Source organism: Variovorax sp. (assembly GCF_035634955.1).
Classification (GTDB): Bacteria; Pseudomonadota; Gammaproteobacteria; order Burkholderiales; family Burkholderiaceae_C; genus Variovorax.
The window spans coordinates 144,236-162,651 of the sequence record NZ_DASQBZ010000016.1; the positions used below are offsets into that span (position 1 = coordinate 144,236).

14 protein-coding genes are annotated in these 18,416 nt (G+C 69.3%); 10 read left to right on the forward strand and 4 right to left on the reverse strand.

The window, feature by feature from the left end:
- Positions 1 to 98: 98 nt before the first annotated feature.
- Positions 99 to 1,781, forward strand: coding sequence for an acyl-CoA dehydrogenase family protein (locus tag VES41_RS08220; RefSeq protein ID WP_324815365.1), 1,683 nt, complete (start codon positions 99 to 101; stop codon positions 1,779 to 1,781).
- A gap of 12 nt (positions 1,782 to 1,793) precedes the next feature.
- Here VES41_RS08220 and VES41_RS08225 read toward each other — a convergent pair whose 3' ends face one another.
- Positions 1,794 to 2,264, reverse strand: a complete 471-nt coding sequence (locus VES41_RS08225) for a YqaA family protein (RefSeq protein ID WP_324815368.1) — start codon at positions 2,262 to 2,264, stop codon at positions 1,794 to 1,796.
- A 137-nt stretch (positions 2,265 to 2,401) separates the two neighbouring features.
- Here VES41_RS08225 and dusB point away from each other — a divergent pair, with 137 nt between their 5' ends.
- Genes dusB through purH form a run of 3 tightly spaced genes read left to right on the forward strand, consistent with a single transcriptional unit; the run spans position 2,402 to position 5,355 of the window.
- A complete protein-coding gene (gene dusB, locus VES41_RS08230) occupies positions 2,402 to 3,454 on the forward strand; it encodes a tRNA dihydrouridine synthase DusB (RefSeq protein ID WP_324815370.1) in 1,053 nt (350 codons plus the stop codon).
- Positions 3,455 to 3,496: 42 nt separating this feature from the next.
- Positions 3,497 to 3,733 (forward strand): Fis family transcriptional regulator, encoded by a 237-nt coding sequence (locus tag VES41_RS08235; RefSeq protein ID WP_324815372.1) that lies wholly within the window; start codon positions 3,497 to 3,499, stop codon positions 3,731 to 3,733.
- A gap of 23 nt (positions 3,734 to 3,756) precedes the next feature.
- The gene (gene purH, locus VES41_RS08240) at positions 3,757 to 5,355 is read left to right on the forward strand and encodes a bifunctional phosphoribosylaminoimidazolecarboxamide formyltransferase/IMP cyclohydrolase (protein ID WP_324815374.1); all 1,599 of its coding nucleotides are present in this window, start codon (positions 3,757 to 3,759) and stop codon (positions 5,353 to 5,355) included.
- Between the two features lie 42 nt (positions 5,356 to 5,397).
- Here purH and VES41_RS08245 read toward each other — a convergent pair whose 3' ends face one another.
- Genes VES41_RS08245 through thiD form a run of 3 tightly spaced genes read right to left on the reverse strand, consistent with a single transcriptional unit; the run spans position 5,398 to position 8,176 of the window.
- Complete coding sequence (locus VES41_RS08245; protein WP_324815377.1) at positions 5,398 to 5,898, reverse strand: hypothetical protein; 501 nt, start codon at positions 5,896 to 5,898, stop codon at positions 5,398 to 5,400.
- Positions 5,895 to 7,193 carry a glutamate-1-semialdehyde 2,1-aminomutase gene (hemL, locus tag VES41_RS08250; RefSeq protein ID WP_324815379.1) on the reverse strand — a complete coding sequence of 433 codons (1,299 nt, stop codon included), beginning with the start codon at positions 7,191 to 7,193 and terminating at the stop codon, positions 5,895 to 5,897. Before hemL ends, VES41_RS08245 begins: the two co-directional genes overlap by 4 nt.
- A gap of 8 nt (positions 7,194 to 7,201) precedes the next feature.
- Positions 7,202 to 8,176 (reverse strand): bifunctional hydroxymethylpyrimidine kinase/phosphomethylpyrimidine kinase, encoded by a 975-nt coding sequence (gene thiD, locus VES41_RS08255; protein WP_324815381.1) that lies wholly within the window; start codon positions 8,174 to 8,176, stop codon positions 7,202 to 7,204.
- Between the two features lie 112 nt (positions 8,177 to 8,288).
- Here thiD and VES41_RS08260 point away from each other — a divergent pair, with 112 nt between their 5' ends.
- The 6 genes from VES41_RS08260 to VES41_RS08285 all read left to right on the forward strand — a co-directional run bounded on the left by VES41_RS08260 (position 8,289) and on the right by VES41_RS08285 (position 18,371).
- Positions 8,289 to 8,459: a rubredoxin gene (locus VES41_RS08260; RefSeq protein WP_324815383.1), complete on the forward strand. Its 171-nt coding sequence runs from the start codon at positions 8,289 to 8,291 to the stop codon at positions 8,457 to 8,459.
- Between the two features lie 80 nt (positions 8,460 to 8,539).
- Positions 8,540 to 8,938 carry a response regulator gene (locus VES41_RS08265; protein WP_324815385.1) on the forward strand — a complete coding sequence of 133 codons (399 nt, stop codon included), beginning with the start codon at positions 8,540 to 8,542 and terminating at the stop codon, positions 8,936 to 8,938.
- On the forward strand, positions 8,939 to 9,304 hold the full coding sequence (locus VES41_RS08270) for a response regulator (protein ID WP_324815388.1): 366 nt from the start codon (positions 8,939 to 8,941) through the stop codon (positions 9,302 to 9,304).
- Positions 9,305 to 9,332: 28 nt separating this feature from the next.
- Positions 9,333 to 9,890: a chemotaxis protein CheW gene (locus VES41_RS08275; RefSeq protein ID WP_324815391.1), complete on the forward strand. Its 558-nt coding sequence runs from the start codon at positions 9,333 to 9,335 to the stop codon at positions 9,888 to 9,890.
- Positions 9,891 to 9,900: 10 nt separating this feature from the next.
- On the forward strand, positions 9,901 to 12,210 hold the full coding sequence (locus tag VES41_RS08280; RefSeq protein ID WP_324815393.1) for a methyl-accepting chemotaxis protein: 2,310 nt from the start codon (positions 9,901 to 9,903) through the stop codon (positions 12,208 to 12,210).
- Between the two features lie 17 nt (positions 12,211 to 12,227).
- Positions 12,228 to 18,371, forward strand: coding sequence for an Hpt domain-containing protein (locus tag VES41_RS08285; protein ID WP_324815395.1), 6,144 nt, complete (start codon positions 12,228 to 12,230; stop codon positions 18,369 to 18,371).
- The last annotated feature ends 45 nt before the right edge of the window (positions 18,372 to 18,416 follow it).

An 18,416-nucleotide genomic window follows, 5' to 3' on the forward strand; every position in this document is an offset into this window, starting at 1 on the left:
TTCTGGAACCCGTAAAACTCTAAGTCAAGTGATTTACACGTCGTAAAGCAAGTGATTTAATCAGGACTTCCCCCAACCAGAGACAACGAGGTTCGAGCATGTCCACATCCCACTTGCAGGAGACGGCACCGCAAGCCCGTGCCGGCGCGACGCACGAGGTGTTCAACCAGCCCGCCGCCTATGGCGGCTACAACTTCTTCGAGCGGGACACGGTGCTGCGCGAGGCGCTGGCGCGCGAACAGGCCGGGTGGGCCGCGCCGCGGCTGCAGGACTTCGCGCAGGAACTGGGCGATCCGGACATGCTGCGCCATGGCTACCTGGCCAACCGCCACGTGCCAGAGCTGCAGACGCATGACAACTTCGGCCACCGCATCAACGAGATCCACCTGCATTCGTCGTGGCATGAACTGATGCGCCTGGCCCGCCGCCACGAAGTGCATTCGCTGCCCTGGCGCGAGCCGCGCACCGGCGCGCACGTGGCGCGCGCCGGCATGAGCATGCTGATGGCGCAGGTGGAAAGCGGCAGCCTTTGCCCGCTGCACATGACCTACGCCGGCGTGCCTGTGCTGCGCAACAACCCCGCGCTCAGCGCGCACTGGGAGCCGCTGCTCACCTCCACCGGCTACGAGCCGCGCTACCAACCGTCGGCACAGAAGGGCGCCGCGCTCATCGGCATGGCCATGACCGAGAAGCAGGGTGGCTCCGATCTGCGCGCCAACACCACCATCGCGCAGCCGACCGCCGAGGCCGGCGTGTACGCCATCACCGGCCACAAGTGGTTCTATTCGGCGCCGATGTCGGACTGCTTCCTCACCGTGGCGCAGGTGGCCGACCAGCCGGGCCGCATCTCCTGCTTCCTGGTGCCGTTCTGGCTGCCCGACGGCACGCGCAATCGTTTCTCGATCATGCGGCTCAAGGACAAGCTGGGCAACCGGTCCAATCCGTCGAGCGAGATCGAATACAACGGCACGCTGGCCTGGCTGGTGGGCGAGGAGGGCCGCGGCATCCGCACCATCATCGAGATGGTCAACCTCACGCGCCTGGGTTGCGCGTCGATCTCCACCGGCATCATCCGCCAGACCCTGTTCCGTGCGCTGCACCACGCGCAGCAGCGCTCGGCCTTCGGCGCCAAGCTGGTCGACAAGCCGCTGATGAGCAACGTGCTGGCCGACCTGGCCCTCGAATCCGAAGCCGCCACCCAGCTGTTCATGCGCCTGGCCGGCAGCGTGGATCGCGGCGCCGCGGGCGACGCCGCCGAGAAGCGCTTCTCGCGCGTGGTCACGGCCATCACCAAGTACTGGCTCGCCAAGCGGGCCAGTCCCAGCACCTTCGAGGCGCTGGAATGCCACGGCGGCTATGGCTACATCGAGGACTCGTACATGCCGCGCTTCTACCGCGAGGCGCCGGTGCAGAGCATCTGGGAGGGCAGCGGCAACGTGATCTGCCTGGACGTGCTGCGCGCCATCGACCACGACCCCGAGGTGCTCGAGCCCGTATTCGCCGAACTCGACCTCGCGCGTGGCCAGAACGCCCACCTGGACCGTGCCGTCGACTGGCTGCGCAGTGCCACCGCCGATCGCACGCAGATGGAGCCGATGGCGCGGCGCATCGTGGAGAAGCTCGCGCTGTCGCTGCAGGCCTCGCTGCTGCTGCGCCACAGTCCTTCGGACGTGAGTGATGCGTTCTGCGCCTCGCGCCTGGGCGGCGACTGGGGCCATGCCTTCGGCACGCTCAACCCGACCGTGCCGTTCGGCAGGATCGTGGCCCGCGCCTGGGGGTAGGCGAGCGTCCGGCTACCTGGGCCAGACGTGCAGCAGCGCGTAGGTCATCGTCACGTAGCGCGCGAACTTTCCGATGGCCATGTAGATGACGCAGGGCCAGAACGACAGCCGCAGCCAGCCGGCCACCGCGCACAGCGGATCGCCCAGCACCGGCAGCCACGCCAGCAGGCAGGCCTTCGGGCCGAGCCGCTCCAGCCACGCGAGCACGCGCAGGTGGTGGCTGGAATGGGCGTACTTGTCCGCCACCTTGTGCGCGCCGTAGCCCATCCACCAGTCGAGCGCGCCGCCGAGCGTGTTGCCGGCGGTCGCCACGAGGATGCCGGGCCACAGCAAATCGGGGTTGAGCGTCACCAGGCCGAACAGCGCGGGTTCGGATCCCAGCGGAAGCAAGGTTGCTGAAACAAAGGCAACGAGGAATAGCGAACTGAGTCCGAACCTCGGCAGCGCCAGCAGCGCCAGAAGGGAGTCGAACCAGTATTCCATGTCGGGCGCAGTATAAGAAGGCGCCGCCATCGGCCTGGCCGGCAGGCCCTAGTGCAAATGGTTTCAGTCCCGGGTCGGGCGGGTCGCTACAATCGTGCCTCATTTTTCAGCAGCCGATGTTTGCGCCGCACCATTCCATGACCCTGCAGATCGGCAGCATTGCGCTGGAGAACCGGCTGTTCGTCGCCCCCATGGCGGGTGTGACGGACCGGCCGTTCCGCATGTTGTGCCGGCGCCTGGGCGCCGGCTATGCGGTCAGCGAGATGGTGACCTCGCGCAAGGACCTGTGGCACACGCTCAAGACGTCGCGCCGCGCCGACCACACCGGCGAGCCGGGCCCGATCGCCGTGCAGATCGCCGGCACCGACGCTGCCATGATGGCCGAGGCCGCGCAGTACAACATCGAGCGGGGCGCGCAGATCATCGACATCAACATGGGCTGCCCGGCCAAGAAGGTCTGCAACAAGTGGGCCGGCTCGGCGCTCATGCGTGACGAGCCGCTGGCCCTGGAGATCGCCCAGGCGGTGGTGCAGGCCGCGGCCCCGCACGGCGTTCCGGTCACGCTCAAGATGCGCACCGGCTGGAGCGTCGACCATCGCAACGCGGTGACGCTCGCGCGCCGCTTCGAGGACGCCGGCGTGCAGATGCTCACGGTGCATGGCCGCACGCGCGAGCAAGGCTACAAGGGCCGGGCCGAATACGACACCATCGCCGCGGTGAAGGCGGCGGTGCGCATTCCGGTCGTGGCCAACGGCGACATCGACAGCCCCGCCAAGGCGCTGGAGGTGCTTCGCGCCACCGGCGCCGACGCCCTCATGATCGGCCGCGCCGCGCAGGGCAGGCCCTGGATCTTTCGCGAGATTGCGCACTTCCTGGCCACGGGCACGCACCGCGCGCCGCCGCTCGTGGGCGAGGTGCGGCGCCTGCTGCTCGACCACCTGCAGGAGCATTACCTGCTCTACGGCGAATTCTCCGGCGTGCGCACCGCGCGCAAGCACATCGGCTGGTACGTGCGCGGCCTGCCCGGCGCGGAGGACTTCCGTGCCCGAATGAACCGCATCGAGGATTGCGACGCGCAATGGCGCGCCGTCGCCGCCTATTTCGACGAACTCGCGCTCGGGCACGATCGCATGCCCGAGCCGCCGTCGTCGTCGGCCAGCGACATCGAGGAAGAAGAGGCGGCGGCCTGAGGCCGCACATCAGAAAAGCAAAGAAGAGCGAACGAAAAAAGCATGAGCAAGAAGCAAATCGAGGACTGCGTACGCAGCTCTCTGGAAGGCTATTTCCGTGACCTGCGCGGCACCGAGCCGGACGGCATGTACGCGATGCTGGTGAACGTGGTGGAGAAGCCGCTGCTGGACATGGTCATGACCCGTGCCGAAGGCAACCAGTCGCGCGCCGCGCAGTGGCTGGGGCTCAACCGCAACACCCTGCGCAAGAAACTGATCGAACACAAGCTTTTGAAATAGCACCCAACAGGCGACGCAAGCACATGGCACTGACCGCACTCATCTCCGTATCCGACAAGACCGGAGTCCTCGAATTCGCACAGGCGCTGCACGCGCTGGGCGTCAACCTCCTGTCTACCGGCGGCACGGCGAAGTTGCTGTCCGACGCCGGGCTGCCGGTCACCGAGGTGGCCGAGCACACCGGCTTCCCGGAGATGCTGGACGGCCGCGTCAAGACGCTGCACCCCAAGATCCACGGCGGGCTGCTGGCGCGGCGCGACGTGCCCGCGCACATGGCCTCGCTCGATACCCACGGCATCGCCACCATCGACCTGCTGGTGGTCAACCTGTATCCGTTCGAGGCGACCGTGGCCAGGCCCGGGTGCACGCTCGAAGACGCGATCGAGAACATCGACATCGGCGGCCCGGCCATGGTGCGCAGCGCGGCCAAGAACTGGAAGGACGTGGCGGTGCTGAGCGACGCGTCGCAGTATCCGCTGGCGCTCGAGGAGCTCAAGGCCCAGGGCCGGCTGAGCGAGAAGACGAAGTTCGCCTTCTCGGTGGCCGCCTTCAACCGCATCTCGGACTACGACGGCGCCATCAGCGACTACCTCTCGGCCGTCGACTTCGAGGCCAGTGCCGGCCAGGCGTCGCCCGTGCGCAAGCCCTTCCCCGGGCAGAGCAACGGCCGCTTCGTCAAGCTGCAGGACCTGCGCTACGGCGAGAACCCGCATCAGCAGGCCGCGTTCTACCGCGACCTCCATCCGGCGCCGGGCTCGCTCGTCACGGCACGGCAACTGCAGGGCAAGGAGCTGTCGTACAACAACATCGCCGACGCCGACGCCGCCTGGGAATGCGTCAAGAGCTTCGACGTGCCGGCCTGCGTCATCGTCAAGCATGCCAACCCGTGCGGCGTGGCCGTGGGCGCAGACGCGGCCGAATCCTATGCCAAGGCGTTCAAGACCGACCCGACCTCGGCCTTCGGCGGCATCATCGCCTTCAACCGCCCGGTGGACGAGGCGGCGGCGCAGGCCGTGAGCAAGCAGTTCGTCGAAGTGCTGATGGCGCCGGGCTTCAGCGCCGAGGCGCTGGCCGTGTTCAAGAGCAAGGCGAACGTGCGCGTTCTGGAAATCGCGCTGCCTCCCGGCGGCGCGACGGCGTGGCAGCGCGGCCTCAACGCGGTGGACGCCAAGCGCATCGGCTCCGGCCTGCTGCTGCAGACTGCGGACAACCACGAGCTGGCGCGCGATGCACTCAAGGTGGTCACGAAGAAGCAGCCCACGCCGCAGCAGCTGGACGACCTGCTGTTCGCCTGGAAGGTGGCCAAGTACGTCAAGAGCAACGCCATCGTCTTCTGCGCCGGCGGCATGACGCTGGGCGTGGGTGCCGGCCAGATGAGCCGCATTGACTCGGCCCGCATCGCCAGCATCAAGGCCGAGCATGCCAAGCTGTCGCTGGCGGGCTCGGCGGTGGCGAGCGACGCGTTCTTCCCATTCCGCGACGGCCTGGACGTGGTGGTCGACCACGGCGCGACCTGCGTGATCCAGCCGGGCGGCTCGATGCGCGACCAGGAAGTGATCGATGCCGCCGACGAGCGCGGCGTGGCGATGGTCTTCACCGGGGTGCGCCACTTTCGACACTGATGTTGCCGCGCGCGGGAAGGCATTCGCCAGCGCGGGTCGCCTTCAGCGTGCAGGGGGCTCCGGCGGGGCTTCGAAGCGGTATTTCAGCTGGAAGGTAACGGCGCCGTACAGGCGGTTCTTCAGCTCCGGCAGGATCGCGACGTTGAGCCCGAAATGGCGGCCTTCCATGGCAGCGGTCGGGATCACGGCCGGGAACCAGCCGCCGTCGCGGTAGTTGGGATAGCCGTCGAAGGCGCCCAGCGCGGCGCCGAGCTTCACGCCCCACACTTCGATGGGCATCCAGTAGGCGCCGACGTAATAGGAGCGTTCGCGATTGCTGTTGCGAAAGCCCCCGGCGGTGAGCGACCAGGTCTGGCTGAGCGGCCACTCGATGCCCAGGCCGGGGTTGGCGTCTGCCAGGTCCGCGTTCCGGTCGAAGTGGTACGAATAGAAGCCCGGGTTGATCCAGACCTGTGACAGCGGCGACAGCGGCAGCTGGGCCTGGCAGGCCAGCGGCGCCAGCAGCGCGAACGCGGCCAGCAGCCGCGAACCCGCGCCGGTCATGCGCGGCCCAGCACCTTGAACACCTCGCGCGCCGCGTCGATCGTCGCGGCGATGTCGGCGTCGCTGTGCGCGGCCGAGACGAATCCGGCTTCGTACAGGGCCGGCGCGATGTAGACGCCGCGCTCGAGCAGGCCGTGGAACAGCGTGTTGAAGCGCGCGCCGTCGCTCTTCATGACGCTGGCGTAGTCCTGCGGCAGGCCGTCGAGCAGGAAGAAGCCGAACATGCCGCCTTCGCTGTCCGCGCAGAAGGGAACGCCCTCGGCCCGCGCCGCGTCCGCGAGGCCGTTGGCGAGGGCGCGCGTCTTTGCTGCCAGCGCGGCATAGAAGCCCGGCTTGGCGATCTCGCGCAAAGTGGCCAGGCCGCAGGCCGTGGCGACCGGGTTGCCCGACAGCGTGCCGGCCTGGTAGACGGGGCCCAGCGGCGCCAGTTGCTCCATGATGGCGCGCGGGCCGCCGAAGGCTGCCAGCGGCATCCCGCCGCCGATCACCTTGCCCAGCACCGTCAGGTCGGGCGTGATGCCCAGCACGCCCTGCGCGCCGGTCAGGCCGACGCGGAAGCCGGTCATCACCTCGTCGAACACCAGCAGCGCGCCGTGCTGCGTGCACAACTCGCGGCAGCGCGCGGCGAACTGGGGCGTGGCGCGCACGAAGTTCATGTTCCCGGCGATCGCCTCGATCATGAGGCAGGCGACGTCGGCGCCGTGGGTGGCGAAGGCCTCTTCCAGCTGCGCGATGTCGTTGTAGCGCAGCACCAGCGTGTGCTGGACCACCTCTGGCGGCACGCCGGCCGAGGTGGGGTTGCCGAAGGTGGCCAGGCCCGAGCCCGCCTTGACCAGCAGTGCGTCTGCGTGGCCGTGGTAGCAGCCCTCGAACTTGATGATCGTCTTGCGCCCGGTGGCGCCGCGCGCCAGGCGCAGCGCGCTCATTGCTGCCTCGGTGCCCGAGCTCACCAGCCGCACCATCTCCATCGACGGCATCAGCGTCAGGATCGCCTCGGCCAGCTCGATCTCGCGCTCGGTGGGCGCGCCGAAGGACAGGCCCTCGCCGACGGCGCGCTGCACCGCCTCGGTCACCGCCGGATGGCCGTGCCCCAGGATCATCGGGCCCCACGAGCCGATGTAGTCGATGTAGCGGCGCTCGGCCGCGTCCCACATGTAGGCGCCCTGGGCGCGGCGGATGAAGCGCGGGGTGCCGCCGACGGCGCGGAAGGCGCGCACGGGCGAATTGACGCCGCCGGGAATGACGGCGCGGGCGCGCTCGAACAACTGGTCGTTGGGGTCTTGTTGACTGCTCATGGATGGGTTCAATGTCGGGTTTCGTGGGGCGGCAGCGCGAAATCGCTGGGGCCTTCGGCGACGCCTTCGCCGGCGTCTTCCTCGTCCGTCTCGGCCTGCGCCCAGAACAGGCGGTCCGGCAGCACGTGGCCCATGCCCGGGCGGAAGCCCGCGTCCAGGCAGCGGTCCATGTAGCTCAGCGCCTCGCTGGTGGCGGCCACCAGGTCGGTGCCGCAGGCCAGCAGGGCGGCGAGGGCGGCCGACAGGGTGTCGCCGGCGCCGGAGAACACGGCTTCGAGCCGCTCGTACTTCTCGCTGGCCAGCACCGCCTGCGGCGAGGCCAGCACGTTGTCGATGTGCTGCTCGGGCAGCACCACGCCGGTGACCAGCGTGTAGGGCACGCCCAGCTCGCCGGCGGCCATGGCGATGTCGCGCGCGCTCGGCCCGCGCTCGCCATTCCAGTCGGGCAGGAGCCAGCGCCGCAGCGTGCTGTGGTTGCCGACCAGCACTGTGGCCTGCGGCAGCACGAGCTCGCGGAAGGCGTCCAGGTAGGCGTCGATGCGGTCCTCTTCCCACCAGGACAGGTTGGGCATGTAGGCCACCACCGGAAGCTCCGGGTAGTCGCTCGTGGTCTGCGCGATCTGCGCCAGGTTCTCCGGCGTGCCGGCGAACCCGATCTTGATCAGCTGCACCGGCACGTCCTCCAGGATGGCGCGCGCCTGCTCGGCCACCGCCTCTTCGTCGAACGGGATGTGGTCGAAGATCTCGGCGCTGTCGCGCACGTAGGCGCCGGTCACCACGGGCAGCATGTGGGCGCCGACCGAGGCGATGGCCAGCGCATCGCCGGCCAGTCCGCCGGCGCCGCTGGGGTCGCTGGCGTTGAAGACCAGCACGCTCGGCGGCACCGCCTGCGACGATTCGGCGGGCTGGTCGTCATGCCCTGGCGCCCCGCTAAGATCGCCCGGGACGCCCGATTCTCCGGTTGGTAGTAAGGAAGTTTTCATGCACCTGAAGAGGCTTGCCGGGATGGTGGCAGATGTGAGACGCATATCACGGGTTTAGCTGTGACGTCTCGATACAATCGTTGCATTCTATGAACAGGGACCGTAAGCTGCGATGAACAACAAGACTTGGATGTGTCTGATTTGCGGGTGGATCTACGACGAATCAGTCGGGGTACCAGAGGATGGCATTTCGCCCGGCACCGCCTGGGCCGACGTGCCTATGAACTGGACCTGTCCTGAGTGCGGCGCTCGCAAGGAAGACTTTGAAATGGTCGAAATCTGAAGCATGGCATAGGGCCACGCTTCCGGCGATCTTCATTTGAAGATCGCTGACATCGAACTGAATGTTTGAGGAGCGTGCCAATGAGCACCAACGGAACCGGCTACAAGGTGCTCGTCGTCGACGACAGCAACACCATTCGCCGCAGCGCCGAGATCTTTCTCAAGCAGGGCGGGCATGAGGTGCTGCTGGCCGAAGACGGTTTCGACGCCCTGTCCAAGGTCAACGACCACAAGCCGGACCTCATCTTCTGCGACATCCTGATGCCGCGCCTCGACGGCTATCAGACCTGCGCCATCATCAAGCGCAACAGCCATTTCTCCAGCGTGCCGGTGGTCATGCTGTCGTCCAAGGACGGCGTGTTCGACAAGGCGCGCGGGCGCATGGTCGGTTCGCAGCAATACCTCACCAAACCCTTCACCAAAGACCAGCTGCTCCAGGCCGTGGAGCAGTTCGGCGTTGCTCAATCGGAAACTCTCTAAATGCCCATCCAGAAAGTCCTCGTGGTGGACGATTCGAAGACGGAACTGGTGTTCCTCAGCGATCTGCTCCAGAAGAACGGCTTCAAGGTCCAGACCGCCGAGAACGCCGACGACGCGATGCGCCGCCTGCGCGAAGACCGTCCCGACCTGATCCTCATGGACGTGGTCATGCCCGGCCAGAACGGCTTCCAGTTGACCCGCGCGATCGCCCGCGATCCGCAGTACGCGAACGTGCCGATCATCCTGTGCACCAGCAAGAACCAGGAAACCGACCGCGTCTGGGGCATGCGCCAGGGCGCGCGCGACTACATCGTCAAGCCGGTCAACGCGACCGAGCTGATGGCCAAGATCAGCGCGCTCAACTGAGCGCGGCTGTCCCACAAGCGCAAACGCCATGGCCAATCGCGACGCACTCCGGGCCTTCCAGGCCCGCCTGGCCAGCCGCCTGCAGGCGGCGCGCAGCGCGGGCGTTTCCGCCTCCTGGCTGGCGGTAGAGGCCGGCGAGGGCCGCTACCTCTTTCCCCTGGGGCATGCCGGCGAGATCTTTCCCTGGGTGCCGCCGCAGCCCGTGCCCTACACCGAGCCGTGGTTTCTCGGCGTGTCCAACCTGCGCGGCGAGTTGTACGGCGTGGTCGAGCTGTCGGCGTTCACCGGTGTCGCCCGGGGCTCGGCGCTGCCCGATGCCGGGCGCGGGCAGGCGCGGCTGGTGGCGCTCAACGAGTTGCTCGAAGTCAACTGCGCCCTGCTGATCGACCGGCTGGTCGGCCTGCGCGGCGCCGAGGCCTTTGTCGACGCCCGGCCGCCGGCCGCCGACGCACCCGCCTGGATGGGCTACGCATTCACCGACGACAGCGGCGTTCAGTGGCAGGAAGTCAACCTGCAGGCGCTTTCCCAGCAACCCCAATTTCTCAGCATCGGCGCCGGCAGCGGCGCGCTTGCACATTCAACCTGAAGGAGCGGCCGTGAGCTCGATCGCCGACAAGTTCAAGAAACTACTGCCCGCCGGACAGGGTGGCGCGACTCTCGCAGCCGGCAATGGTGTGGGCGCCATCGCGCTCGACAACGCCTCGACCCTGCAGGACTTCGATGACCGCGCCACGGTGACGCGCCGCGACGGCCACGCTGCCGCTGGCGCCGAGCCTGCACCGCAGGGCGGGGAAGGGGCCGAGTTGCAGCATGCCGATCCCGCGGCCCAGCCGCAGCCGGCCGAGGGGCCGTCGCCGCTGCCTCCGCGCTCGGACCTGCAGCGCCGCCAGCGCTATCTTTTCATCGCGCTGGCCGCGGTGGTGTTCGTGCTGCTGGTGATCGCCGCCTGGGCCATCATCCGCTCCGACCGCGTCGCCCAGCAGGTGGGTGCCACCGGCCAGGCGCTGATGCAGTCGCAGCGCCTCGCCAAGTCGGTGTCGCAGGCCCTGGTGGGCGACGTCAAGGCCTTCGCCGAAGTGCGCGACAGCGCGACCGACATGGCGCAGCGCGTGCACGGTCTGGCCAGCGGCGACGCCGCCCTCAAGCTCGAGCCGGTGTCCGGCAGCCTGGGCGCCGACATGGGCAAGATCGTCCCGCTGGTCGAACGCGCCGAGGCCAGCGCCAAGTCGGTGCTGGGCCAGCAGAAGATCCTGACGCAGGTGGGCGCCGCGCTGCGCGACATCAACCGCCAGTCGTCGGACCTGCTCGAGATGACCGAAACCGTCGCGGCCTTGAAGGTGCAGCAGAACGCGCCGGTGGCCGAGATCTCCGCGGCCGGCCAGCTGGTCATGCTGACGCAGCGTATCGGCAAGTCGGCCAACGAGTTCCTGACGGTCGAAGGCGTCAGCCCCGACGCCGTGTTCCTGCTGGGCAAGGACCTCAACACCTTCCAGGACGTCGCCCGCGGCCTGCTCGACGGCAACGCCCAGCAGCGCCTGCCGGGCACGCAGGACCGCCAGACGCGCCAGCAGCTCGAGGCGATCCTCAAGACCTATGAACAGACCCGCCAGCAAGCCGGCGGCATCCTGGGCAACCTGCAGGGCCTGGTGACCGCGCGCGAAGCGCAGGCCGCCATCCTGGCCGACAGCGAGCCGCTGCGCCTGTCGCTCGGCGCGCTGCAGGACAAGCTCTCGGAGCAGGCCGGCCTGGGCGCCGGTACCGTGATCGCGCTGTTCCTGCTGTCGCTGGCCGCGCTCGGCCTGGCCGGTGCCATTGCCTATGCGCAGGTGAAGGAAGGCCGCGAACGCGCCTCCTCGGCCGAGCGCGAGCGCGTCGAATCCGACCGCGCACACGAGGAAGTGACCCGCGTCAACGTGGCCAACCAGGCGGCCATTCTCCGGCTGATGAACGAACTGCAGGCAGTGGCCGAGGGCGACCTGACGCAGGAAGCCACCGTGACCGAGGACATCACCGGCGCCATTGCGGACTCGGTGAACTACACCGTGGAAGAACTGCGGCTGCTGGTGGGCAACGTGCAGAACACGGCCACCCGAGTGGCGGCAACGACGGCCCAGGTTGAAAACACCTCGACCGAACTGCTGGCCGCCTCGACCGAGCAGCTGCGCGAGATTCGCGACACCGGCCAGTCGGTGCTGACCATGGCCGAGCGCATCAACAGCGTGTCGGCGCAGGCGCAGGAGTCGGCCACGGTGGCGCGCCAGTCGCTGCAGGCCGCCTCGTCGGGCCTGCAGGCGGTGCAGAACGCCATCGGCGGCATGAACTCCATCCGCGACCAGATCCAGGAGACCTCCAAGCGCATCAAGCGCCTGGGCGAGTCGTCGCAGGAGATCGGCGAAATCACCGAACTGATCTCGGACATTACCGAGCAGACCAACGTGCTGGCACTCAACGCCGCCATCCAGGCAGCGTCCGCTGGTGAAGCCGGCCGCGGCTTCTCGGTGGTGGCCGAGGAAGTGCAGCGACTGGCCGAACGCTCGGCCGACGCCACGCGCCAGATTGCGGCGCTGGTCAAGGCGATTCAGACCGATACCCAGGACGCGGTGGGCGCCATGGAGCGCTCCACGCAAGGGGTGGTGGAAGGGGCCAAGCTCTCCGACAATGCGGGTACCGCCCTGTCGGAGATCGACCGCGTGTCACGACGCCTTGCCGAGCTGATCGAGCAGATCTCGCAATCCGCTTCCCGCGAAGCCAAGTCGGCCAACGTGGTGGCGGCCAACATCCAGCACATCTTCGCGGTGACGGAGCAGACCGGCGACGGCACCCGCACCACCGCCCAGCAGGTGCGTGAACTGTCCCAGATGGCCGACGAGCTTCGCCAGTCGGTAGCCCGCTTCAAGATCGCCTGAACGACGAGCTCCCCAACGTGTCGACCCTCGCCCCCACTGCCCAGGCCGCGCCGAGCGCCGCGGGTGACGCTGAAGACCTCGGGCCATTGGCCTGGGTGCTCGGAGAGATTCAGAAATCCCTCGAGTCGGCGTCCAAGTCGCTGCGCAGGTTCGCCCGAGAGGCCACCGGCACGCCCGACATCGATGCCGGGCCGCTGCGCCTGGTGCGCCAGCAGCTTCACCAGGCGGTGGGCGCGCTGCAGATGGTGGGACATCCGGCGCCGGCACTGGCGCTCGGCGCCATGGAATTCGCGGTGCAGAGCTTCGTGCAGGATCCGCAGCGCTGCACCGAGGAGGCCGTCGCCAGGCTCGACCGCGCCAGCTTCGCGGTCACGGGCTTCCTGCAGGCACTGCTGGGCGGCAAGGCGGTGTCGCCGGTCGCGCTGTTTCCCCAATACCGCGACGTGCTCGAGTTGGTCGGCAATGAACGGGTCCACCCGGCCGACCTCTGGCCGGTGCCGTGGCGCTGGGTCGACGTCAGGCTGGCCAGCACGAAGCCGTCCCTGGTCTACGACCCGGCCGTGCGCGCCCGGTTCGACCGCGAGCTGCTCAAGGTGGTCAAGACGGGCGACGACGCTGCCGCGCGGCGCCTGCACGAAATCTGCGTGGGCCTGTCGGGCGGCGCCGTGGCGGTGCGCGTGCGCAGCTTCTGGGCGCTGGCCGCTGCGTTCTTCGAGGCGCTGGGCCTGTCGCTGACCGCGCCCGACGTCTACGTCAAGCGCGCGGCATCCCGCGTGCTGCTGCAATACACCACGCTTGCCCGCGGCGAGGACGCCGTGTCGGACAGGCTGGCGCAGGACCTGCTGTTCTTCGTGGCACAGGCCGCGCCCGGCCCGCGCGACGAGGCGGCCACGCTGCGCGCCGTGCGCGAGGCCTGGGGCATTGCCGCCGAGCGTCCGGTCGACTACACCAGCGTGCAGTTCGGCCGGTTCGATCCGGTGGTGCTCGCGCAGGCGCGCAAGCGCATCGAGGCGGCCAAGGAAAGCTGGTCGGCACTGTCCGGCGGCGACATCGGCCGGCTGCGCCAGGCGACCGAGAGCTTCGCGCAGCTGACCGAATCGCTGCAGAAGCTCCATCCGGCCAGCCTGCCGATGGCGCAGGCGCTGAACAACGCGGTCGAGGCCTCGCAGCGCAGCGCCCGCGCCCCTTCCACCGAGCTGGCGATGGAGGTGGCCACCTCCGTGCTGTACCTGGAAGCGGCGTTCGAGGACCTCGACCCCAACGACCGCCAGCTGACCGCCCGCACGGTGCAACTGGCAGGCCGCATCGAGCGGGCCCGCGAAGGCGGCCGCTCCGAGCCGCTCGAGCCGTGGATGGAGGACCTGTACCGCCGCGTCAGCGACCGCCAGACCATGGGAACCGTGGTCGACGAGTTGCGCGCGCACCTGAGCGAGCTCGAGAAATCGATGGACCAGTTCTTCCGCCATCCCGGCGAGAAGGAGCACTTGCGCACCGTGCCCGCCCAGCTCATGCAGATGCGCGGCGTGTTCTCGGTGCTCGGCCTGGACCAGGCCTCGCAGGCGGTGCAGCGCATGCGCGACAACGTGGACGCGCTGGCGCTCAATCCGGATGCGGCGGACGAGACCGGTGCCTTCGACACCCTGGGCAACAACCTGGGCGCGCTCGGCTTCCTCATCGACATGCTGGCCTACCAGCCGGCCCTGGCCAAGCGCCTTTTCGTGTTCGACGCGCAAGCCGGCGAACTCAAGCCGTTGATGGGCCGCCAGGCCGAGGCGGAGCCCGCGCGCGCCGAGCCAGCCGTCGAGGCGACGCCGGCGCAGCCGCTCAGCGCCGAAGAGGTGGACGCGCAGATCGCCGCCAAGCTGGCCGAGCTGGCCGAGCTGGCCGGCAAGGGCAAGAAGAAGGACAAGGCCGCCGCCGGCTCGTCCATCGACGATTTCGGCCGCGCCGCCGACAGCTGGAAGGCCAAGATCACCGGCCCGGCGCCGCTCGAGGCGCTGCCCGAGACCTTCGTCACCGAGCTGGCCGAAGACGACCTGCAGAACATCTTCCTGGACGAGGCGCGCGAAGTTGTCGAGAACGGGCTGGTCGCCGTCGGCGAGCTCGAGCATGACGCGAGCGACGTGGGCGAGCTCACCATCCTGCGGCGCGCCTTCCACACCCTCAAGGGCAGTTCGCGCATGGTCGGGCTTACCGACTTCGGCGACGCCGCATGGGCCATGGAGCAGGTGCTCAACACCTGGCTGGCCGACCAGCGGACCGCCACGCCCGAACTGCTGGGCGGCGCCGGAACGGCGCTGCGCGACTTCGGCGCCTGGGTGGAGGCCATTGCCTCGGGCGAGCCGCATTCCTGGCAGGCCGCGCCGTTCAACGACCTGGCGCACGCGCTGAGTAGCGGCCAGATCGCCATTCCGGCGCCGGCGCCCGCCACCGATCCTGAAGTCCTGGCCGCCGCGGCGCGCCAGATCGCCGCCGACGAGGCCGCATTGGCAGACAGCCTGGCCGCGCCGCACGACGCCGTTTCGCACGCGCCGCAGCCGCCCGTATTGCCTGACCTGCCGGAGCTGCCCGAGCTGCCGGATCTCGAGCTGGACACGCCGGCGCCAGCCGCTGCGCCGGTCGCCGAACAATCCGCGCCCGACGCGTTGCTGGAGCCGCTGAACTTCGACCTTGGCCTGGAGCCGGTCGAAACCAACGAGCCCACCCGGTCCGCGCCCGAAGCCGAGCCGGAGGTCCCGCCGGTTTCCGAACTGCTGCAGTTCGAAGCCCAGCCGGACACGCCTGCGGCGTCGAAGGACGACGACGCATTCGGCGACGTGCCGGACCATGGCTTCGCCTCGACCGACTTCCTGATTTTCGACGAGCCCGAGCCGGCGCCTGCCGCGCTGCCGGCGTCGCTGGAGCTCGACGGCGTGTCGATCGACCTGCTGGCGAGCGTCCCGCCGTCCGAAGACCTGGACTTCGCCCCGACGGCGCTCGCCGGCCCGCTCGACTTGCCGGGCACGCCGGCCGCGCCGGCGCACGAGGCCGAATTGCCGCCCCACTGGGCCGCGCCCGCAGCCTTCGTCTCGCATGCGCAGGGCAAGGCCGCGCCTGCCGCAGAGCCGGCGCCACCCGCCGTCGAGACGCCGGCCGACGACACGGTCAAGGTCATCGGCCCGCTGCGCATCGGCATCGCGCTGTACAACGTCTACCTGAACGAGGCCGACGAGTGGTCGCGCCACCTCGCCACCGAAGTGGGCGAGTGGGCCATGGAGCCGGATGCGCGGATCCTTGACTCGACCGTCGCCATGGCGCATTCGCTGGCCGGCAGCTCGGCCACCGTGGGCTTCCATGGGCTTTCCGAGATGGCGCGCCTGTTCGAGGCAGCGCTCGCGCACCTGCAGATGCAGGGCCGCGGCACGCCTGAGCAAGGCGCCGTGCTGGTGCTGGCCGCCGAGGAACTGCGCCGCCTGCTGCACCAGTTCGCCGCCGGCGTGCTCAAGGAGCCGGCACCCGAAACGCTGGACGGCCTGCGGGAACTGGCCAGTGCGCCGGCCCCGGTGTCGACGCCGGCGCCGCTCGAGGCTTTCGACCCGGGCATCCAGCCGCAGCCTCTTGCCGCGGTGGCGCCGACGGGCGCCGACGTGGCGCTCGAAGACGGCGACGATGCCGTCGACGTGGCCGATGCGGTCGACGCCGACCTGTTCCCCATCTTCGAGGAAGAGGCCGCCGAGTTGCTGCCCCAACTGGCCGCTGCCCTGCGCGCCTGGGCCGAAACGCCGAGCGATCTCTCGCAGCGCAACATCACGTTGCGGGCGCTGCACACGCTCAAGGGCAGCGCTCGCCTGGCGGGCGCCATGCGCCTGGGCGAGCGCGCGCACCGGATGGAATCGGCGATCGAGGAGATCGGCGTCGAATCGGTGCCGCGCGAGGCGATCGAGCAGGTGTTCGGCCGCTTCGACGTGCTGCAGGCCGACTTCGACCAGTTGCGCCATGCCGACGGCGCTGCCCAGGCCGAGATTGCCCAGCGCGCCGCCGCGGCCACTGCGGCCGTGCCGAGCGTCACGACGCCGGTGCAGGCATCGCGCCCCGATGAAGGCGGGGCCGACGTAGCGGCCAACGACGCCGCCGAGCCGGCCGAGACCAGGCAGGTGGCGCAGCACGCCGTCCAGGACGGCGCCGAATCGCCGGCCCCGGCCGCGGCTCAGCCCGAAGCGCAGCCTGCGCCACGCCCGGTGGTGGCCCAGCCGGCGCATGCGCCGCTGGCGCCGCTGCGCTCGACGTCCAGCCAGGTGGTGCGCATTCGCACCCACCTGCTCGACCGGCTGCTGGCCCAGACCGGCGAGGTCATCATCACCCGTTCGCGCCTCGAAGGCGAGCTGGGCCAACTGCGTGCCTCGCTGACCGACCTGACCGGCAACCTCGACCGCCTGCGCCAGCAACTGCGCGACATCGAGGTGCAGGCGGAAAGCCAGATGCAGTCGCGCCTGCAGCAAGCCAAGGATTCGCAGCAGTCCTTCGACCCGCTGGAGTTCGACCGCTTCACGCGCGTGCAGGAACTCACCCGCATGATGGCCGAGTCGGTCAACGACGTCGCCACCGTGCAGCGCGCCCTGCAGAAGACCGTCCAAGCGACGGAAGACGACCTCAGCGCCCAGGCCCGCCAGACGCGCGAGCTGCAACGCGGCCTGCTGCGCACGCGCATGGTGGAGTTCGAGGGCATCGCCGACCGGCTCTACCGCGTGGTGCGCCAGGCGTCCAAGGACACTGGCAAGCAGGTGCGGCTGGACATCACCGGCGGCGCCATCGAGATGGACCGCGGCGTGCTCGAGCGCATGACGCCCGCGTTCGAGCATCTGCTGCGCAACTGCGTCGCCCACGGCATCGAGGACGCCAGGGTGCGCGAGGCTGCCGGCAAGGATCCGGCCGGCCTGATCGTGATCGACCTGCACCACGCCGGCAACGACGTGTCGGTGAGCTTCCGCGACGACGGCGCCGGCCTGGACCATGCGCGCATCGCGCGCCGGGCGCAGGCGCTGGGCCTGGTGCCGGCGGGCGAGACGGTCACGCCGGAGCGCGCGGCCGAACTGATCTTCCAGCCGGGCTTCTCCACCGCCGAAGAGGTGTCGGAACTGGCAGGGCGCGGCATCGGCATGGACGTGGTTCGCGCCGACGTGACCGCGCTGGGCGGCCGCATCGAGACCATGACCACCCCCGGAAAGGGAACGGTCTTCAACCTCGTGCTGCCGCTGACTACCGCGGTGACGCACGTGGTCATGATGCGCGCCGGCGAGACGTCCGTGGGCGTCCCGTCGAACCTGGTCGAACTCGTGCAGCGCGTCGGCATGGCTGAACTGGAGCAGGCCTATGCCAGCGGCCGGTTCGGCTTCGGCGGCGAGGAGGTTCCCTTCTACTGGGCCGGCGCCCTGCTGCAATCTTCCAAGCGCAGCGAGCGTGCGCTGGGCCGCGCCAACTCGGTGGTGGTCGTGCGAAGCGCAGCACAGCGCGTGGCACTGCACGTCGACGAAGTGCTCGGCAACCAGGAAGTGGTGGTCAAGAACCTGGGCCCGCAACTGTCGCGGCTGCCCGGCATGGCCGGCATCTCGGTGCTGGCCTCCGGCGCGGTGGCGCTGATCTACAACCCGGTGGCGCTGGCGACCGTGCACGGCGACGCTGCGCGGGCCTTGCAGCAGCCGGCAGCGGCGCCGTCGACTGAAAAGGCGCAGGACACCCGTGCGCCCGAGGCCGATCAGGTGCCGACGCCACCGCTGACCGAACGTGCGCCGGCACGGGTGCCGCTGGTGCTGGTGGTGGACGACTCGATCACGGTGCGCCGCGTCACGCAGCGCCTGCTGCAACGCGAGGGCTACCGCGTCGCACTCGCGGCCGACGGCCTGCAAGCGCTGGAGCGCCTGCAGCAGGAGCGCCCCGCGCTCGTCCTGTCGGACATCGAGATGCCGCGCATGGACGGCTTCGACCTGGCCCGCAACATCCGCGCCGACGAGGCCTTGGCCGACCTGCCGATCGTGATGATCACCTCGCGCATTGCCGAGAAGCACCGCGACCACGCCACCCAGCTGGGCGTGAACCACTACCTTGGCAAGCCGTACTCGGAAGAGGAACTGCTGCGGCTGGTGCGCAACTACACGGCCGCGGCGGAGGCGGAGCTGCCGGCGTAAGCGAGGGGCGATGCTGGCGGCGCGGGTGCGGCACGGCGCCCGTGG

Excerpts from the sequence above, each read along its gene's own strand:
- VES41_RS08275 (WP_324815391.1), top strand. The coding sequence starts at position 9,333 with ATGGCCAATCGCGACGCACTCCGGGCCTTCCAGGCCCGCCTGGCCAGC.
- VES41_RS08260 (WP_324815383.1), top strand. The coding sequence starts at position 8,289 with ATGAACAACAAGACTTGGATGTGTCTGATTTGCGGGTGGATCTACGAC.
- VES41_RS08265 (WP_324815385.1), top strand. The coding sequence starts at position 8,540 with ATGAGCACCAACGGAACCGGCTACAAGGTGCTCGTCGTCGACGACAGC.
- VES41_RS08225 (WP_324815368.1), bottom strand. The coding sequence starts at position 2,264 with ATGGAATACTGGTTCGACTCCCTTCTGGCGCTGCTGGCGCTGCCGAGG.
- hemL (WP_324815379.1), bottom strand. The coding sequence starts at position 7,193 with ATGAGCAGTCAACAAGACCCCAACGACCAGTTGTTCGAGCGCGCCCGC.
- purH (WP_324815374.1), top strand. The coding sequence starts at position 3,757 with ATGGCACTGACCGCACTCATCTCCGTATCCGACAAGACCGGAGTCCTC.
- VES41_RS08270 (WP_324815388.1), top strand. The coding sequence starts at position 8,939 with ATGCCCATCCAGAAAGTCCTCGTGGTGGACGATTCGAAGACGGAACTG.
- VES41_RS08220 (WP_324815365.1), top strand. The coding sequence starts at position 99 with ATGTCCACATCCCACTTGCAGGAGACGGCACCGCAAGCCCGTGCCGGC.
- VES41_RS08245 (WP_324815377.1), bottom strand. The coding sequence starts at position 5,898 with ATGACCGGCGCGGGTTCGCGGCTGCTGGCCGCGTTCGCGCTGCTGGCG.
- dusB (WP_324815370.1), top strand. The coding sequence starts at position 2,402 with ATGACCCTGCAGATCGGCAGCATTGCGCTGGAGAACCGGCTGTTCGTC.
- VES41_RS08235 (WP_324815372.1), top strand. The coding sequence starts at position 3,497 with ATGAGCAAGAAGCAAATCGAGGACTGCGTACGCAGCTCTCTGGAAGGC.
- thiD (WP_324815381.1), bottom strand. The coding sequence starts at position 8,176 with ATGAAAACTTCCTTACTACCAACCGGAGAATCGGGCGTCCCGGGCGAT.